Genomic DNA, 16761 nt, shown 5'->3' with positions numbered 1-16761 from the left:
TGTGAAAAAGGCAACATCATTAACTAAAATTGCGCTCCAAAAGTTTAAAAAGAACTTTTGGGGCGTTTTTAGTTTTAGCTTTTTAGTGATATGTATTCTTATCGCTATTTTTGCCTATGCTATTGCACCAGATAATTCGCAAAATGCTAATCAGATGCATTTGTCTGTACATTCTAAAGCACCTGGATTTTCTGTAGACATGCTTACAATTCCACAGCAAGTAGAATCTCAAAACGGATTTTCTATTTTTTTCTTCGGAAGCAAGAATGCATCCACAGAAATACCAATTTCTGCTTATAAGATTACCAATGAAGGGATTGAGATTACTGAATATACAGGTGATACTACAGAAGGACTTCAAAAAGATTACGGGATCGATCTATTTCCGAAGGCGACGATTTCCAAAGATATTCCGAAGCACTATATAAAGAAAAAAGAATTTTTATTGGGAACCGATAAATATGGCAGGGATCTATTGAGTAGAATGCTAATTGGAATTAGAATTTCGTTGGCCATTGGTTTTGTTGCTGTTTTTATATCGTTAATTATTGGTGTCACCATGGGTGCCATTGCTGGTTATTTTGGCGGCAAAGTTGATGCAGTGATCATGTGGATAATCAATGTAACCTGGTCTATACCAACACTTTTATTGGTAATAGCGATAACATTAGCCTTGGGGAAAGGATTTTGGCAAGTATTTATAGCTGTAGGCCTAACCATGTGGGTGGAAGTGGCTCGAGTTGTTCGCGGACAGGTTATGGGCGTAAAGCAGATGCAATATGTTACAGCGGCGCGCGCCTTAGGTTTTCAACATTTTAGAATAATAACAAAACACATACTACCCAATGCAATGGCTCCAGTCATAATTATAAGCGCAGCAAATTTTGCAGGCGCTATTTTAATTGAAAGCGGATTGAGTTTTTTGGGAATTGGAGCGCAACCTCCTATGCCTAGTTGGGGCGGGATCATTAAAGATCATTATGCCTATATTATTCTTGGAAAGCCTTACTTGGCGATCATTCCTGGGTTAGCCATTATGAGCTTAGTAACTGCATTTATGCTTATGGGAAATGCATTGCGAGATGCCTTAGATGTGCGGAATTAAAAAAACCGCCTAGGATGATCTAAACGGTTTTAACCAGGGTTCTGTGTTATCTAAGATAATTAGTTCATAGTCAAAAAGTCTTCAAAATCAATCATGTTATACTGCATATAGGCACAATCAAAGTTAGTACCTGAGTAATCCTTTACAGGACGAAGTGATATAATGATGTCTATTGCTGAATTTTGAACATAGGTATAATTTGTAGTCACGGCGTACGAAAGAACAATTGCATCACTATCGTCATCAGCAAATGGATTTTCAACCCATAGGATACCAGCATTATCCATTGCGGTTGTCAAAGGGTGCCCCGTAGAGGAGGTATTATAGCTTGTCGCATTTGTCAACCCTTTTGGTAAAAATAGTTCGATGCAGTTATCATTAATTAAAGACTCCAATAATTGATCTTTAAAATCTTCGCCAGAAATTCCTGTAATATGATCTGGTGGAGGTGGAGGAGGAGGAGGTGTCCCTATCTGATGGTCTGGATCTGGATTGTTTATATCGATATAATCGATTAGAGCAGTTTTAAAATCACTAATAAAGCTTCGATCCCCATTAGGGCCTAAAAGATCTTCAATTGGGATGGTGTTAGTGTAAGAGAGTGCATTACGCAACTTATTTCTGTTAATTGTGTCGTGATGTACTAAATCGGCAATGACAAAAGCGGCCCACTGCATTTCATTTTCAAGTACTTCCGTTTGATAGTCTGAGGAAGCCTTTGTAAGGTCTATAGTATGATTTTCATGCAACTCAAGATTATTGCTTTCAGGCTGGCATGAAAACAACAAGAGTGTAGCGAAGGCAATTAGGAGAAATTTAGGTTTCATAAGGAGATGTTTTATAGATTAATAGTAAGGAGAATTAATGAAACTCATATACGTGTGTGTATATACGTATTACTTTTTTTCATAAGCGCCCACAAATGTTTCATATTCGTTATTACCCAAAAATTCTTTTTAAGGTGTAGTCTTTTCTTCTACTTGAAACCGGGATCTTAAAATCGAGATTAACAATGAGCACACCATTTTTATTATACTTGAGCACATGTTTTTTATTGACAATATAAGATTGATGACATCGAATAAATATATCTTCAGAGAGAATATCCTCCACTTTTTTGATCGATTTTGAAACAACAATTTTCTCCAATTGCTGTGTGTAGAAGGTCGTATAATTCCCATCAGAACGGCAATAGATGATATCATTTTCATAGACCGCATACACCGTATCTGCTGTCTTAAGAATGATCCTTTTATCTTTGGCACCACTAAAAAATTCACTTGACACTTCAATAAGCCGTTCTAATTGATGCTCTGTATCATCGTGTTCAAGGGCTTTAAAAACAGCATCTTTAAATTCGTCGTCGTCTATAGGTTTTAAGATATAATCGAGGGCACCCACGCGAATTGCCTTAATAGCGTGATTGTCAAATCCTGTAATAAAAATAAGATCGAATTTCTTGAATTTACTTCTTTTAAGAATATCGAAACCTGTACCATCTCCCAAATGAACATCCATAAAAACCAAGTCGGGCTTGTGTTCCTCTAAAGCAATAACAGCAGCCTCCACACTTCCGGCTTCACTTAGGATAGTTATTTTGGACTTAAAATAGGTTTCTACTTTAGCTCGTATATCTGCTCTAATGTGAGCTTCGTCGTCTATGATGATTGCATTAATCATTTTCGGTGGTTTTAGATGGAATTAAAAAGGAGATGATCACACCATGGTTAGAGGTATTCTGTTCTGCCTTATTAATGATTTGGATTTTTGATTTGGTTGCTTTCTCTAAATAATTTGCTATTAAAGCAATGGAGGCAGATTGTTTTTCATGAGGATTCGTTGCGTTTAATCCTCTTCCATTATCTTCAATAATGCATTGGATAAAACTTTTTGCTTTGGTTAAAGTTATCGTAATTTTTCCGGGATACGAAATTCCAGCGAAGCCATGTTGAATGCTGTTTTCTACAAAAGGTTGAATAAGCATGGGCGGGATAAAAATAAAATCCTCTTCCTCAATGTCTTTCAGTAAAATCTCATAAGAAAAGGTGTCTGGAAATCGCAAGAGCTGTAGGTCAATATATTTTTTAAGAGATTCTAACTCTTTATCTAAAAGCACGTAATTCTTCATCGAATTCTCTAAAATGAGCCTTAGAAGGCGGGAGAATTTTAAAAGGTATTTGGTTGCACCTTCTTGATCACTTTTTATTTTACTCTGAATTGCAGCGAGAGTGTTAAAGGTAAAATGAGGGTTCATTTGAGATCGCAAAAGGCGCTGTTGCATTTGTAAGTTTTGTTTTTGAAAGTTTAACCTACGTTTTCTATAGATAAAGTAACCGATAGTAATAAGCAATACAAAAATGGAAACCAACAAAATTAAACGAGTTTGCAATTTTAGGTTTTTTAATTCTGAAGCCTGCTTTTGAGCTGTAAGTAATCGTTCATTTCGATTTGAGTTTTTAAGAGCTACTAATTCGTTTTCAAATTTAACCGTGTATTGATCCATTTGATTTTTATGAATACTGTCAACAAGTTCTGTAAGGGTCGAAATAGGGGTCTTTTGAGCATAGGCCAGCTGTAGCTCATATTGCAAGATGGATTTTTGTAGTCGTGTATCAATATTGTTTAAGCCGATCGCTTTAACTGAATCCAAATAGGCTCGAGTTTCGTTGTATTCGCCTAATTTTAGGCATACTTCAGCTAAGTTTGCATATTCTGTGGCAAAGTAACTATTAACAAGCGGGCTTTTTGAATCTTCTCTTATAATTTGAAGTACCTTTTGATAATACTTTTTACTTAAGGTGAAATTCTCAATTTTAAATAAATAAACTCCATAGTCACTGTAGATCTGTCGTTTGTAGTTATTACTAAGACTTTTTTCTGAAGCGAGCAAAGTGTCCAAAATAGCAAATGCTCCATCTTTATCATTAAGGTGATGAAATTTTAAGCGTTCTTGAAAGATCAATGCTTGAATCAATCGGGTTGAATCTTGGGCTTTTATAAGATTATCTACATTTAATTTATTGTTTTCTAATGCTTTTTGGTAATCGGGGATATCTAAATATGTGCTTTCTCTAAAGAAATAAACCCAAGCCAAACGATCGAAATCATTAGGTTGAACTAACGATTCCAACTGATCTGCTGTGGCCAAACAATCGCCATACCTTTCGTTTACTAAATAAGCAAAATGAGTTTGATAGAAATAATTCATCTGCCTATAGTTCCAAATGCTGTCTTTTACATAGTCTGTAGCCCTCTGAAACGCTATAGCGGCTTGATCTGAATTTCCTTTCTTTTGAAAATACAGGCCGAGAAGATAATGATTTTCGGCGCGGAGCGAATCTGAAATTTCTGTATTCTCCGCTAAGAGACGTTCCGCTTGCTGCAGAAGAATTGGGATAGAATCTATATCTACCACCTTGGTTTTTGCCTGAAAATTAATGATCTCTTGCCTAGTTTTGGGAAGATCAGGTCTTTCGCTGCAACTCAGTGAAACAAGAATTATTAGGAAAATGGGAATGAGTTTCGGCATATGTCAAACTTATAAAAATTTGAAATAGCATGACGTGCTGCCGATAAGATTTCACTATTTTTATCCTTTGTTTCTCTTCGGAATAAAATAAATGGAACTGCCTACATGAATCGAAAATATCTATATCCTGTACTTACTGTTATTATTGTTGTCGCATTATATTTTGCTGAAAAATATATTGACAGAGAACAAGAAGATTACCCAAATACGGCCAATGTTAGTTCGGTATTTAATGGAACTGAATTTGATGATAGTTATCTTCCGAGTTCAACAACGGGTGAAATTGTAAAGCATCGTTTTTTTACACTTTCTTATTCCGAAGCACATGAACAAGCTGAATGGGTTGCATATGAATTAAGTAAAAATCAACTTTCAAAGATAGACCGAGAACGCCCGTATTTTGTTGAAGATCGCAGTGTGAAAACCAAGTCGGCCGATTGGCGCAATTATAAAAACTCTGGCTATGACAGAGGACATTTGTGTCCGGCGGGCGATCGAAGATTCTCAGAAGAAGCTTATCATGAGACTTTTTTGACAAGTAATATTAGTCCGCAAAACCATGATTTCAACGCAGGTGTTTGGAATCGGTTGGAACAAAAGGTGCGTTATTGGGCTGAAGCGTATGATGGAGTTTATGTAATTACTGGAAGTGTGTTAAAAGGAGGATTAAAGACTATTGGCGATGAACAGGTGTCGGTACCCGAACACTTTTATAAGGTGATCATTGATAAAAGCAACGGAGAATACCGAGGGATCGCTTTCTTAATACCGAATGAACCTACGAACAAATCTTTTTTCGATTTTGTGGTGACGATCGACACAGTAGAACGAAAATCAGGGATTGACTTTTTTAGTAATTTATCTGAAGCTGATGAGGTCAAACTCGAATCGGGCATTGATTTGAAGACGTGGTATAAAAAATAACACGTTTTTAGGTATGTGTGATTACCTTCCGAAGTAGAGTAAAATAACATCCTCGCCACCCCTTCTGTGGGGATTTCAGTTAGGTGTAGTAGTAATTGGTATTAGGCTGTTGCAACAATACAAAGCGTTGCTTTATTTACGGCTTCGTCCATATTTTTTGTGTTGAAAAATGTACAAAAAATAGTGTACTCGCCACCCCTTCTGTGGGGATTTCAATTAGGTATAGTAGTAATTGGTTTTAGGTTGTTGCAACAATATAAAGCGTTACTTTATTTACGGCTGCGTCCATATTTTTTGTGTTCAAAAATGTACAAAAAATAGTGTCCTCGCCACCCCTTCTGTGGGGATTTCAATTAGGTGTAGTAGTAATTGGTTTTAGGTTGTTGAAACAATACAAAGCGTTTCTTTATTTACGGCTTCGTCCACATTTTTTGTGTTCAAAAATGTACAAAAAATAGTGTCCTCGCCGCCCCTTCTGTGGGGATTTCAATTAGGTATAAGAGTAATTGGTTTTAGGTTGTTGAAACAATATAAAGCATTTCTTTATTTATGGCTTCGTCCATATTTTTTGTGTTCAAAAATGTACAAAAAATAGTGTACTCGCCACCCCTTCTGTGGGGATTTCGGTTAGGTATAATAGTAATTAGTATTAGGCTGTTGCAACAATATAAAGCGTTACTTTATTTACGGCTTCGTCCACATTTTTTGTGTTCAAAAATGTACAAAAAATAGTGTCCTCGCCACCCCTTCTGTGGGGATTTCAGTTAGGTATAATAGTAATTAGTATTAGGCTGTTGCAACAATATAAAGCGTTGCTTTATTTACGGCTTCGTCCATATTTTTTGTGTTCAAAAATGTACAAAAAATAGTGTCCTCGCCACCCCTTCTGTGGGGATTTCAGTTAGGTATAATAGTAATTAGAACCGTCTAGTCGTATAAATATAAAGAGTAAAATAGTAAATCCCCACAGGCCTGAACCTCCGTAACTAAAGAAGGGAAGAGGGATACCCACTGTAGGAAATAGTCCTGTTACCATCCCAACATTTACAAAAAAGTGAAAGAATAAAATGGCCGCAACACTATAGCCATAAACACGCGCAAATTGCGATTTCTGCCTTTCAGCTAAAAATAAGATGCGAACTATCAACGCAATAAAAAGCGTGATCACAAGCATACTACCAAGAAAACCCCATTCTTCACCCACCGTGCTAAATATATAGTCTGTATGTTGTTCCGGCACAAAGTCACCTTTGGTTTGCGTGCCTTGAGTCCATCCTTTTCCTGTCCATCCGCCGCTTCCAATTGCGATCTCACTTTGGTTGGTATTATACCCAATTCCTTTTGCATCAACTTCTTTCCCCAAAACTATGTTGAATCTATCGCGATGGCGCTGTTCAAAGACATTATTGAAAATATAGCTTACGGAAAGTGCAAAGCCAATACAAGAAGCGGCAATGATCAAATATCTTGGAATGTTTGGTCGTTTTTTTCGGTTATATAGAAAAATAATAAGCGCTACTGCGAGAATGGCAGGTATCATCCAAGTGACTCCAAGTGCCAATGTTCCAATAAAAAGACCAGTTGCCATAAATCCTAACACGAGAAAAATAGAATGAAGTCCTTCGCGATACATAGGGAATACAAATGCGGCGTAGATCAAGGCGCTACCGGGATCTGGTTGAGGCACAATTATTATAGCTGGAACAGCAATGATTAAAAATGCCTTGAATTGATCCATAAAATCACTCATATTGGTTTGTATATCGCTCACATATTTGGCCAAGGCTAAAGCCGTTGCCGCCTTTGCAAACTCACTGGGCTGTATGCTAAAGGCTCCAAACCCATACCAAGAGGTTGCTCCGTTTACATTTTTTCCGAAGATAAAAAGCCCAATTAAAGAAAGCAGGCAAGCGATATAAATGATACTGGCAAAACGTTCGTAAAATTTTGAATCAATTGCCAGAACAAAAACAATAAGGACTAAACTTAGAATAATAAAGAGAAGTTGTCTTCCGTAGATCTGACTGAAATCAAAAATACCAGATGCAGAATCACTTAGGGAAGCTGAGTAAATATTCATCCAGCCTATTCCAACCAGGGCCATAAAAATAAGGATGGTGATCCAGTCGAACTTAACAATACTTTTTGCACTGCTCATTATTGATTGATTCTAAAGGGTTCGCCACTTTGTGGCTTTGCGTATTCTGCTTCCAAGCTTCCTTCTAGCACATAACGTTCTAGATCGGTACGTGTAATTTCACCTTTTAGGTGTTTTTCTATCATCAAACTTGCAATTCGTCCAGCCCATCGTCCTCCCCAATAGCCATTTTCAACAAAAACAGCAATGGCTATTTTAGGGTTATCTTTGGGTGCAAATGCTACAAAAACCGAATGATCGGTAAGCTGCGTTCGTACCCCATCTATTTTAGTATAATTTTCGGCAGTTCCTGTTTTTCCGCAGATCTCGATACCAGGCACTTGTAAATGGGCCGCAGTACCTTTATTGTATACGTCAAACATTCCTTCAACTACAGGCTCAAAGTATTTTTTATCTATCGTGGTTAAGTTTTTCTCTCTATATAGTTGCGGAATGGTATCGATTCCCTTGATTTTCTTGATAATATGAGGTCTATACCAATAGCCTCTATTGGCGATGGCCGCAGTAAAATTGGCCATTTGCATGGGCGTCAAGCTAACCTCTCCCTGACCAATGGCATTTGAAATGGTTGCAGTCGCATACCACTTGTACTTTGGATATTTGTAATAGCGATTATAAAACTCAGAATTAGGAATCAAGCCTTTACGTCCGCTGGGAAGGTCATAGCCCAAATATTGTCCGAGTCCAAAACTACTTAAATGTTGTTTCCAGCTATCTATTCCCTCCTGAGGCGTATCAAATTTTTCAATAGTTCTTCGATAGACCGTACAAAAATAGGCGTTGCATGAATTGGCAATTCCGCTAGTCATGGATAAAGGTGTACTGTGATGGTGACAACCAAGTTTAACGCCTCTCCCGTATACATAACCACCGTGACAATAAATCTTTTCTTCGGTGTCAATGACACCTTCTTGTAAACCAATAAGCGCTGTAAGCGTCTTAAAAGGGGAGCCTGGCGGATATTCTCCAGATAAGCCACGGTCAAATAATGGTTTGGAGATAGAATCGTAATGAAGCTTCGAAAAATTCTTCGATCGTTCACGCCCCACCAATAAACTAGGATCGTAATAAGGTGCAGTTACTAGGGCTAAAATTTCACCTGTAGCTGGCTCGATCGCAACAATTCCACCGCGTTTATTTACAAAAAGTTCTTCGCCATATTGTTGTAAGGCTGCATCAATGGTTAACGTAATGTCTTTTCCGCGTTCAGGAAGGGTGTCAAAAATTCCTTCTTTATAAGCTCCAATATCTCTGTTAAACCGATCTTTTTGAACATATTTAACTCCTTTAACACCTCTCAATATCTTTTCATACTGAGCTTCAACACCTTGCATGCCAATAATCTCTCCCTGTTGATAGTCTGGGTTGTTGTTAATAATATAATCGTTTACTTCACGAATATACCCTAACACATTGGCTGAATGATCGACTTGATAATCACGTAAGGATCTTTTCTGAATATAGAATCCTTGGTACTTATACATTTGCTCTGAGAGGTAGGCGTATTCTTCTTTTGTTAGCTGCGGAATGACTACCGAAGGTAAACGCGGTGAATAAACACGGGCCTTTTTTAAAGTTGTTTTAAAATCCTCTTTATCTATTTTAAGCAACTCACAGAAGCGAAGCGTATCTAAATCTTTGACCTCCCGTGGAATGACCATCACGTCATATGATGGTTGATTTGAAACGAGTAGGTTTCCATTTCTGTCAAAAATATAGCCACGCTGCGGATAATCATATATCACTTTTACCGCATTATTTTCAGAAAGTTGCTGAAATGAGGTGTCATAGATTTGCAAATAGAAGAGTCTGCCGGCAAACACAAGTCCGGTAGAAAGTACAATAGCAAGCAGTAATAGTTTCCTCATAGGATTTCCGAGCTTTTTCGGAATTAATAATAGATTAAAATTTGGTTATTTCTTTCGGCTAAAAAGCACAAGAACACAGATTAGTAATAAAATACTGAATATACTTGAAAATAACGTCGATTTCAGGATAAGAAGTATGTGAGAAATGCTAAAAATTTCCAAAGAAAATAATACCAAATGATGCAGTAGAACCATGACGGTAATATAGAGCACGCGCTGGTTAATGGGTACGTTGCTAATACGTGTGGTGTTGTATTCGTAGCTTATTCCGAAGGAAAACTTAAGAACAAGAGGTCGTATATATGCAATAAATACAGATGCCGCTGCATGAATCCCACCTGAGTCATTAAAAATATCAACCGACAGGCCAAGTAAAAAGCTTAGCAGGATCAGTAATGTTTTGTTTCCGGTAAGTGGAAAGAGCAAAATAAAGAGGATATACAAATACGGGTTGATATACCCTAAAAAATTGATATGGTCAAGCAATACCACTTGTAATAAAACAAGCAATACAAAACGGGTGCTATTGACTAAAACTTCACTGTTCTGCATTATTATCTGGATTTTCCAGTTGCTTTATTTCCATTGCTTCACGATTTTCAATGGCATAAACATTACTTAAATTGGTCATGTCATTAAATAAAAGAACGTCTAATTGGTAATAGTCGTCGGCATCATTTAAACGATACTCTTTGATAGTTCCAATGAGCATATCTCGCGGAAAGATGGTCGATTTCCCGTCTGTTACGATCGTATCACCCACCAAAATAGGAGCGAGTCTTGGGACATCTGTCAATTGAACGATATTCGGATTTTCTCCATCCCAAACTAAAAACCCAGCGTGATTTGACTTTTTTAATTTTGCACTTACTTGACTGTTTGTATTTAGGATAGAGCGAACTGTCGCGTAGTTTTTTGAAGTATTACTGATCACGCCAACAATACCTTTTGTAGTGATAACGCCCATTTCTTTTTCAATGCTGTCGTTAGATCCTTTGTTTAGTGTAAGCTGGTTTCTTGTTTTTGAATAACTATTGTTGATCACTTTCGCGCTGATATACTGAAATTTTTCTGAAGGAAACACGGTGTCCAATCTTGGGTCTGATAAGCGTTTATAGCTTTCTAGCGTTTTCCGAAGTCGAATGTTTTCATCAACCAATTTTTGATTCTCTGTTTCTAATCCGAAGTAAGCTGTAATTGAACTCTTAACAGAGTATATTCCACCGCTAAGAAAGTTGGCTGAACTTGCAAAGGCACTGTTATGGAAAGAATGTGTTCTAATGGTAAGCACTACCGAAAGAAAAAAAAGCACAGCAAATAGCAGGAAGTTTTTATTCCGTATAAAAAAATAGATGATCTGCTGCACGCGACTGAATTTATATTTGGGTCAAAAAAATGCAACGGTTTACAACCTCGTTGCCCGGTTATTTGATCAACACGCTTTTATATTTGGCTAAATTTTTTAAGCAAATTCCAGTACCTCTTACTACCGCACGTAAAGGGTCTTCGGCAATATAAACAGGAAGGTCTGTTTTTTGAGAAAGACGCTTGTCTAAACCGCGCAGCATAGAACCACCACCGGCCAAATAGATTCCTGTATTATAAATATCGGCAGCTAATTCTGGAGGTGTTTGTGAAAGTGTTTCCATTACGGCATCTTCAATACGTAAGATCGATTTGTCTAATGCTTTGGCAATTTCACGATAGGATGTTTGAACTTGTTTAGGCTTTCCAGTTAAAAGATCACGGCCTTGTACCGCCATTTCATCGGGTGGCAGTTCGAGATCTTCGGTTGCTGCACCAATTTGAATTTTTATCTTTTCAGCAGTTCGCTCACCTACATATAAATTGTGTTGGGTACGCATATAATAAATGATGTCGTTTGTAAAGACATCTCCTGCAATCTTAACCGATTTGTCACAAACAATTCCGCCAAGTGCTATTACAGCAATTTCGGTTGTTCCACCTCCAATATCAACCACCATGTTTCCTTTTGGTTGCATGATGTCAACCCCAATACCGATCGCTGCAGCCATTGGTTCATGAATTAGATATACTTCTTTTCCATTTACACGTTCAGCACTTTCTTTTACCGCACGCATTTCCACTTCTGTGATACCGCTAGGAATACAAATAACCATACGTAACGATGGTGTGATCCATTTTTTCTTTAGCGCTGGAATATCTTTGATGAACATATTGATCATCTTTTCACTTGCGTCAAAATCGGCAATTACTCCGTCTTTTAAGGGACGAATTGTTTTAATGTTTTCGTGGGTTTTTCCTTGCATCATTGCAGCTTCACGACCAACAGCAATAATTTTACCTGTGGTACGGTCACGTGCAACAATAGAAGGGGCGTCAACAACTACTTTATCATTGTGAATGATCAAAGTGTTTGCCGTCCCTAAATCGATCGCTATTTCTTCGGTTAGGAAGTCAAAAAATCCCATAAGCTATATTTGGCGGTTTATTGTTAAACATACTGAGTTTGAGCTCCTCACAAATGTACTATTTTTTAGTGTTTAAAATGACGCGTCCCGGTAAATACCATGGCCATGTCATGGTCATTACAATAAGAGACACTCAATTCGTCTTTTATCGAACCTCCTGGCTGGATCACAGCGGTTATACCTGCGTGATCGGCAATTTCTACACAATCAGGGAACGGGAAGAAGGCGTCGCTTGCCATCACAGCACCGCTGAGGTCAAACTTAAAATTCTTGGCCTTGTCGATAGCTTGGTTTAAGGCATCCACTCGCGATGTCTGGCCAGTTCCGCTTGCGCATAATTGTTTTCCTTTTGCAAGGACAATGGTATTCGATTTGGTATGCTTGCATATTTTTGATGCAAACATTAAATCTTCTAACTCGCTTGCCGTTGGTTTATTGTTCGTAGCATGGCTTAAATCTGAAATCGTATCGGTTTTTGCATCTTTGTCTTGAACCAGAGCTCCATTTAAACAGGTTCGTACCGTTGTAGTTGGAAGTGCCGCTTCTTTCTGAATCAATAAAATACGATTTTTCTTTCCTTTTAAGATTTCTACGGCTTCGGAAGAAAAAGAGGGTGCAATTACTACTTCGCAGAATAATTTGTGGATCTCTTCGGAAGTTGCTGCGTCAATTTCAGTATTGCAAATTAAAATACCACCAAAAGCCGAAACAGGATCCCCAGCTAGTGCGGCATTGTAGGCTTCCAGAACAGTTGCGCGTTGCGCTATTCCGCAAGCGTTGTTGTGTTTTAATATAGCGAAGGTTGGTGCTTCACCTTTAAATTCGCTCATTAGGTTGACAGCGGCATCAACATCTAATAAATTGTTATAACTGAGTTCTTTTCCGTGGAGCTTATCAAACATCGCATCAAAATCTCCGAAGAAAAATCCGCGTTGATGCGGATTCTCGCCATAGCGCAATACCTTGCCATTGGTTTCGCTAATTTTTAGTGCGGGAATGCTGTGATCTGCATTAAAGTAATTAAAGATCGCTGTGTCGTAATTTGAAGATACATTGAAGGCTTTGGCAGCAAATTTTTTGCGATTGGCTAGAGAAATACGGCCTTCATCTTCAGAAAGATCGGCTAAGAATTCATCGTAATCTTCCATGGAAGAAACACAAACCGTGTCTTTAAAGTTTTTCGCGGCAGCGCGAATTAGTGAAATTCCACCTATATCTATTTTTTCAATGATGTCTTCTTCCGAAGCACCCGACGCAACTGTTTTTTCAAAAGGATATAAATCAACGATCACCACATCGAGTTGTGGAATGTTGAATTTTGCCATTTGCCTTACATCTTCCTCGTTATCTTGACGGTTTAAGATGCCTCCAAATACTTTTGGGTGTAACGTTTTTACTCGTCCACCAAGAATAGAAGGGTAATCGGTCACATCCTCTACTGGAATGACTTTAATGCCAAGATCATTGATAAATTTTTGTGTTCCTCCCGTAGAATAGATAGTTACTCCAAGGGCATCTAATTTTTTTACGATAGGTTCAAGACCATCTTTGTGAAATACCGAAATTAATGCAGAAGTAACCTTTTTTGTGTCGCTCATGTTGGTTTGCTGAAAATGAATTATTCGTGAAAGTTGCAAAAATACATAAATACCAAAGAATTTTGTAACAATATGGGGCAGAAAGCGTCATACTTTTTATAATTTTATCAAGGAAGTTATAATTGTTAAAAGCGCTTAAGAAATAGGTCTTACGCAATTCTATCAAATACCACTAATCAGCATATGCTCATCTACCTTCGTGTTTTAAAAGAGAGTTTTATTTTTGCCGTCAATGCGCTAAAAAATAACAAATTACGTACTTTTTTGTCGTTAGTTGGTGTGACCATTGGTATCTTTTCTATCATCGCTGTGCTCGCGGCAGTTGATTCGTTAAAGCGCGAAATTGAAGGAAGTATAAGCGGTTTGGACAATAGTACGATTGTTATCATGCGTTTTCCATTTACAAATACCGATATACCCCGTTGGAAATGGCAGCAGTTTCCCGATGTTTCCTATGGCGAGTACGAACATCTAAAACGTAGTCTACCCAATGTTGAGACATCTGCTTTTGCACTAAACGTCCCTAAAGACAACATAAAATATGAAGAGAACAGTGTAAATAATGTTGATATAGCGTCGGTAACGTATGAGTATTACGATATTGAAGCATTAAAGCTACAAGAGGGGCGATTTTTTAACGAGGCCGAATCGAATAGTGGTACGGCTGTTATTGTATTGGGCGACGAGATCGCAAAAGCGCTCTTTGGATCTGCGGAAGCGGCCATTGGAAAAAAAGCTCGGCTCTACGGACGAAAGTTTGTAGTTATTGGTGTTTTAGAAAAAGAAGGACAAGGCTTGTTTGGAGGATCTAAAGATACTGTCGTTTTAATGCCAGTTAATATGACGCGTAAAATATTTGGAGACAATAATAAAGCGTTGTTTCCACAAATTATAATCAAACCGGAAAAGGGCGCCGACAATGCCGAGTTAATTGCAAACATAACTCAGAAATTACGTTTGTTTCGCGGTTTAAAGACTGATCAAACAGACACTTTTTTTGTAAATCAGATGCAAGGGGTAACCGATATTATTGATAGTATCACGGGAACCATGAATATCATAGGATTGCTTATTAGTGGCTTTTCTTTATTGGTAGGTGGTTTTGGAATTGCTAATATTATGTTTGTTAGCGTAAAAGAGCGTACAAATTTAATCGGAATTCAGAAATCTCTGGGAGCTAAAAACCGATTTATTTTACTTCAGTTTTTATTTGAAGCCGTTATTTTGGCAGTCCTAGGAGGGCTTATTGGTTTATTGCTTGTTTTTGTGGTTTCGATAATTGCTTCTGGTTTTATGGAAGATTTTGAATTCATCTTGTCTCCGTTCAATATGTTTTTAGGAACTGCGATCTCGGCGGTCATTGGACTCATATCCGGGATTCTACCCGCAATTACCGCGTCAAAATTAGATCCTGTTGAAGCGATCAGGACCGGAATGTAATGTCCTGCCGAGCAGAATAACTCCAAAAAAATGCAAAATCACATAATGCTCACAGTGCCCCCTTTATCAAGAAGGGTTTGTGAAGAGCTTTATAATGATCTATTCTATTATTTGGAATTTGATTCTTAAAGAATCTCTGAAACCTTTTCACAAACATATTCCAAGAATCGTTCATCTTCGGGAGAGAATGGATCGGCCATATGCGAATCAATGTCAATTTGCCCAATATTCTTGCCATCTTTAAATATAGGCACAACAATTTCAGCTTTTACGTACATGCTACAGGCAATATAGTTGTTTTGGGCTGCCACATCCGGAACCACAAAATTTTGGTTCGATTCGGCTACTTGTCCGCAAATCCCCTTTCCAAAGGGGATCTCAATATGATCTGTAGGTTCCCCGGCAAATGCTTTTAGATGCAGTGTTCTTTTTTCGTGATTCGCAAAATAAAAGCCTACCCAATCGTAATATCCAATAGATGTTTCCAACAATTCACAGACCTCGGTCATGCGCTGTTCTGACGATTCTTGGTCGTTAGCTAAGATTGTGTTTACTTTATGTTTGAGTGCATCAAATGGCATAGTAGAGAAAGTTTGGGTAAATGTATTTTAAAACCGTTTGATTTACCAAGAACAAATGCTGTATTTTTGTTAAAACTGAATTTTCTTCTGAAAACACTTCTTACAAAATATAGATCGGTTATACGTTTTGTACTTCTCTTTTTGGGAAGCTATTTTGTGCTTACTATGTTGTATAGTTTCTATCTGAACTTTTCACGAGGAGGTCAATATTTTCCAGATTTTGTCACCGAGTTAGTAGCTACACAATGTAACGAAGTGATCAATAGTTTTACCGATGCCCGTATCATGCCTCATGAAACAGAACCGAGCATGAAATTATATGTAAAGGGACAATTTGTAGCACGAATCATTGAAGGTTGCAACTCCATAAGCCTGATCATTTTATTCGTTTCGTTTATTGTGGCCTTCGCCCAAAAACTATCTAAGACCCTACTATTTGTCTTTGTGGGTTCGGTCCTTATTTATACAGTCAATATTGCCCGAATTGTCTTTTTAGCATGGGCGTTGTACACTTTTCCAGAATACCAACACCTACTACATGGCGTTGTTTTTCCAGGATTAATTTACGGAATGATCTTTTTGTTATGGATGCTTTGGGTGCGAATGCTAAATCAAACAAAGCCAGTTTCACATGTCTAAAGGGATCCAAATAACAGCTTTGATCTTGCTTTCTGCCGCATTGGTTGGGATACGAATGTTTGCCGATATCCTGTTTTATGATCCGTTGATCCTATTTTTTAAAACCTCACATACAGTCGAGCCTCTTCCTGCATTTGAAATGGGCAAATTATTGCTGAACACCATACTTCGTTATGGGCTAAATATGTTTCTTTCATTAGGGATTTTATGGTTCGCTTTTAAAAATGGTGAGGTGTTAAAGATCGCTATACTTATTTATGCAGTGATCTTTATCGTTCTGCTAGGTAGTTTTTATTATCTGTTGAATGCTTCGGAAGCAGGCCAATATCTTGCCTTGTTTTATGTGCGCCGGTTCTTGATTCAGCCCTTACTATTATTGCTCCTACTGCCAGCTTTTTATTTTCAGAAAGTGAACTCTAAAAAGTAAGCTTGCAAAAGACGAAAATTTGGTATCTTTGTATTTTAT

At 37.7% G+C, this 16761-nt stretch carries 15 protein-coding genes; 5 read left to right on the top strand and 10 right to left on the bottom strand.

The features are described 5' to 3' along the window. The first annotated feature begins 1 nt into the window (after nt 1). A complete protein-coding gene (locus ACY2RU_RS03090; RefSeq protein WP_490136936.1) occupies nt 2–1105 on the top strand; it encodes an ABC transporter permease in 1104 nt (367 codons plus the stop codon). Between the two features lie 59 nt (nt 1106–1164). On the opposite strand, the gene ACY2RU_RS03085 is transcribed toward ACY2RU_RS03090, so the two are convergent. The 3 genes from ACY2RU_RS03085 to ACY2RU_RS03075 all read right to left on the bottom strand — a co-directional run bounded on the left by ACY2RU_RS03085 (nt 1165) and on the right by ACY2RU_RS03075 (nt 4634). Next, nucleotides 1165–1932: a hypothetical protein gene (locus tag ACY2RU_RS03085; RefSeq protein WP_490136935.1), complete on the bottom strand. Its 768-nt coding sequence runs from the start codon at nt 1930–1932 to the stop codon at nt 1165–1167. A gap of 112 nt (nt 1933–2044) precedes the next feature. Beyond that, on the bottom strand, nt 2045–2785 hold the full coding sequence (locus ACY2RU_RS03080) for a LytR/AlgR family response regulator transcription factor (RefSeq protein ID WP_490136934.1): 741 nt from the start codon (nt 2783–2785) through the stop codon (nt 2045–2047). Further along, nucleotides 2778–4634 (bottom strand): tetratricopeptide repeat-containing sensor histidine kinase, encoded by a 1857-nt coding sequence (locus ACY2RU_RS03075; protein WP_490136933.1) that lies wholly within the window; start codon nt 4632–4634, stop codon nt 2778–2780. The genes ACY2RU_RS03080 and ACY2RU_RS03075 overlap by 8 nt, the downstream gene beginning before the upstream one ends. Before the next feature lie 105 nt (nt 4635–4739). Between ACY2RU_RS03075 and ACY2RU_RS03070 the strand changes: the two genes are divergently transcribed. Further along, on the top strand, nt 4740–5558 hold the full coding sequence (locus ACY2RU_RS03070) for a DNA/RNA non-specific endonuclease (RefSeq protein ID WP_490136932.1): 819 nt from the start codon (nt 4740–4742) through the stop codon (nt 5556–5558). 901 nt (nt 5559–6459) lie between these two features. Here ACY2RU_RS03070 and rodA read toward each other — a convergent pair. From rodA to purH, 6 genes are all read right to left on the bottom strand, one after another. Then, on the bottom strand, nt 6460–7716 hold the full coding sequence (rodA, locus tag ACY2RU_RS03065; RefSeq protein ID WP_490136931.1) for a rod shape-determining protein RodA: 1257 nt from the start codon (nt 7714–7716) through the stop codon (nt 6460–6462). Next, the gene (gene mrdA / locus ACY2RU_RS03060; protein WP_490136930.1) at nt 7716–9584 is read right to left on the bottom strand and encodes a penicillin-binding protein 2; all 1869 of its coding nucleotides are present in this window, start codon (nt 9582–9584) and stop codon (nt 7716–7718) included. Before mrdA ends, rodA begins: the two co-directional genes overlap by 1 nt. A gap of 45 nt (nt 9585–9629) precedes the next feature. Beyond that, on the bottom strand, nt 9630–10136 hold the full coding sequence (locus ACY2RU_RS03055) for a rod shape-determining protein MreD (RefSeq protein ID WP_490136929.1): 507 nt from the start codon (nt 10134–10136) through the stop codon (nt 9630–9632). Continuing rightward, the gene (gene mreC / locus ACY2RU_RS03050; protein WP_490136928.1) at nt 10123–10896 is read right to left on the bottom strand and encodes a rod shape-determining protein MreC; all 774 of its coding nucleotides are present in this window, start codon (nt 10894–10896) and stop codon (nt 10123–10125) included. The genes ACY2RU_RS03055 and mreC overlap by 14 nt, the downstream gene beginning before the upstream one ends. Nucleotides 10897–11008: 112 nt before the next feature. Next, complete coding sequence (locus ACY2RU_RS03045) at nt 11009–12037, bottom strand: rod shape-determining protein (protein ID WP_490136927.1); 1029 nt, start codon at nt 12035–12037, stop codon at nt 11009–11011. Between the two features lie 65 nt (nt 12038–12102). Beyond that, a complete protein-coding gene (purH, locus tag ACY2RU_RS03040) occupies nt 12103–13635 on the bottom strand; it encodes a bifunctional phosphoribosylaminoimidazolecarboxamide formyltransferase/IMP cyclohydrolase (RefSeq protein WP_490136926.1) in 1533 nt (510 codons plus the stop codon). A gap of 183 nt (nt 13636–13818) precedes the next feature. Here purH and ACY2RU_RS03035 point away from each other — a divergent pair, with 183 nt between their 5' ends. Further along, on the top strand, nt 13819–15075 hold the full coding sequence (locus ACY2RU_RS03035) for an ABC transporter permease (protein ID WP_490136925.1): 1257 nt from the start codon (nt 13819–13821) through the stop codon (nt 15073–15075). Nucleotides 15076–15200: 125 nt separating this feature from the next. Here the strand turns inward: ACY2RU_RS03035 and ACY2RU_RS03030 are convergent, their stop codons facing one another. Then, on the bottom strand, nt 15201–15656 hold the full coding sequence (locus ACY2RU_RS03030; protein ID WP_490136924.1) for a GAF domain-containing protein: 456 nt from the start codon (nt 15654–15656) through the stop codon (nt 15201–15203). A gap of 87 nt (nt 15657–15743) precedes the next feature. Here ACY2RU_RS03030 and xrtF point away from each other — a divergent pair, with 87 nt between their 5' ends. Next, the gene (gene xrtF, locus ACY2RU_RS03025) at nt 15744–16295 is read left to right on the top strand and encodes an exosortase family protein XrtF (protein WP_490137468.1); all 552 of its coding nucleotides are present in this window, start codon (nt 15744–15746) and stop codon (nt 16293–16295) included. Then, complete coding sequence (locus ACY2RU_RS03020; protein WP_490136923.1) at nt 16288–16722, top strand: exosortase F system-associated membrane protein; 435 nt, start codon at nt 16288–16290, stop codon at nt 16720–16722. The genes xrtF and ACY2RU_RS03020 overlap by 8 nt, the downstream gene beginning before the upstream one ends. Nucleotides 16723–16761: the final 39 nt, after the last annotated feature.

Source organism: Ulvibacter sp. 2305UL32-6 (assembly GCF_058148545.1).
This window is presented reverse-complemented; position numbering and strand designations above follow the sequence as displayed.

Bases quoted from the DNA above. Each gene is read 5' to 3' on its own strand.
- ACY2RU_RS03055 (WP_490136929.1), bottom strand. From the start codon at position 10,136: ATGCAGAACAGTGAAGTTTTAGTCAATAGCACCCGTTTTGTATTGCTT.
- ACY2RU_RS03080 (WP_490136934.1), bottom strand. From the start codon at position 2,785: ATGATTAATGCAATCATCATAGACGACGAAGCTCACATTAGAGCAGAT.
- ACY2RU_RS03075 (WP_490136933.1), bottom strand. From the start codon at position 4,634: ATGCCGAAACTCATTCCCATTTTCCTAATAATTCTTGTTTCACTGAGT.
- mrdA (WP_490136930.1), bottom strand. From the start codon at position 9,584: ATGAGGAAACTATTACTGCTTGCTATTGTACTTTCTACCGGACTTGTG.
- ACY2RU_RS03030 (WP_490136924.1), bottom strand. From the start codon at position 15,656: ATGCCATTTGATGCACTCAAACATAAAGTAAACACAATCTTAGCTAAC.
- purH (WP_490136926.1), bottom strand. From the start codon at position 13,635: ATGAGCGACACAAAAAAGGTTACTTCTGCATTAATTTCGGTATTTCAC.
- ACY2RU_RS03035 (WP_490136925.1), top strand. From the start codon at position 13,819: ATGCTCATCTACCTTCGTGTTTTAAAAGAGAGTTTTATTTTTGCCGTC.
- ACY2RU_RS03070 (WP_490136932.1), top strand. From the start codon at position 4,740: ATGAATCGAAAATATCTATATCCTGTACTTACTGTTATTATTGTTGTC.
- ACY2RU_RS03045 (WP_490136927.1), bottom strand. From the start codon at position 12,037: ATGGGATTTTTTGACTTCCTAACCGAAGAAATAGCGATCGATTTAGGG.
- rodA (WP_490136931.1), bottom strand. From the start codon at position 7,716: ATGAGCAGTGCAAAAAGTATTGTTAAGTTCGACTGGATCACCATCCTT.
- ACY2RU_RS03085 (WP_490136935.1), bottom strand. From the start codon at position 1,932: ATGAAACCTAAATTTCTCCTAATTGCCTTCGCTACACTCTTGTTGTTT.
- ACY2RU_RS03020 (WP_490136923.1), top strand. From the start codon at position 16,288: ATGTCTAAAGGGATCCAAATAACAGCTTTGATCTTGCTTTCTGCCGCA.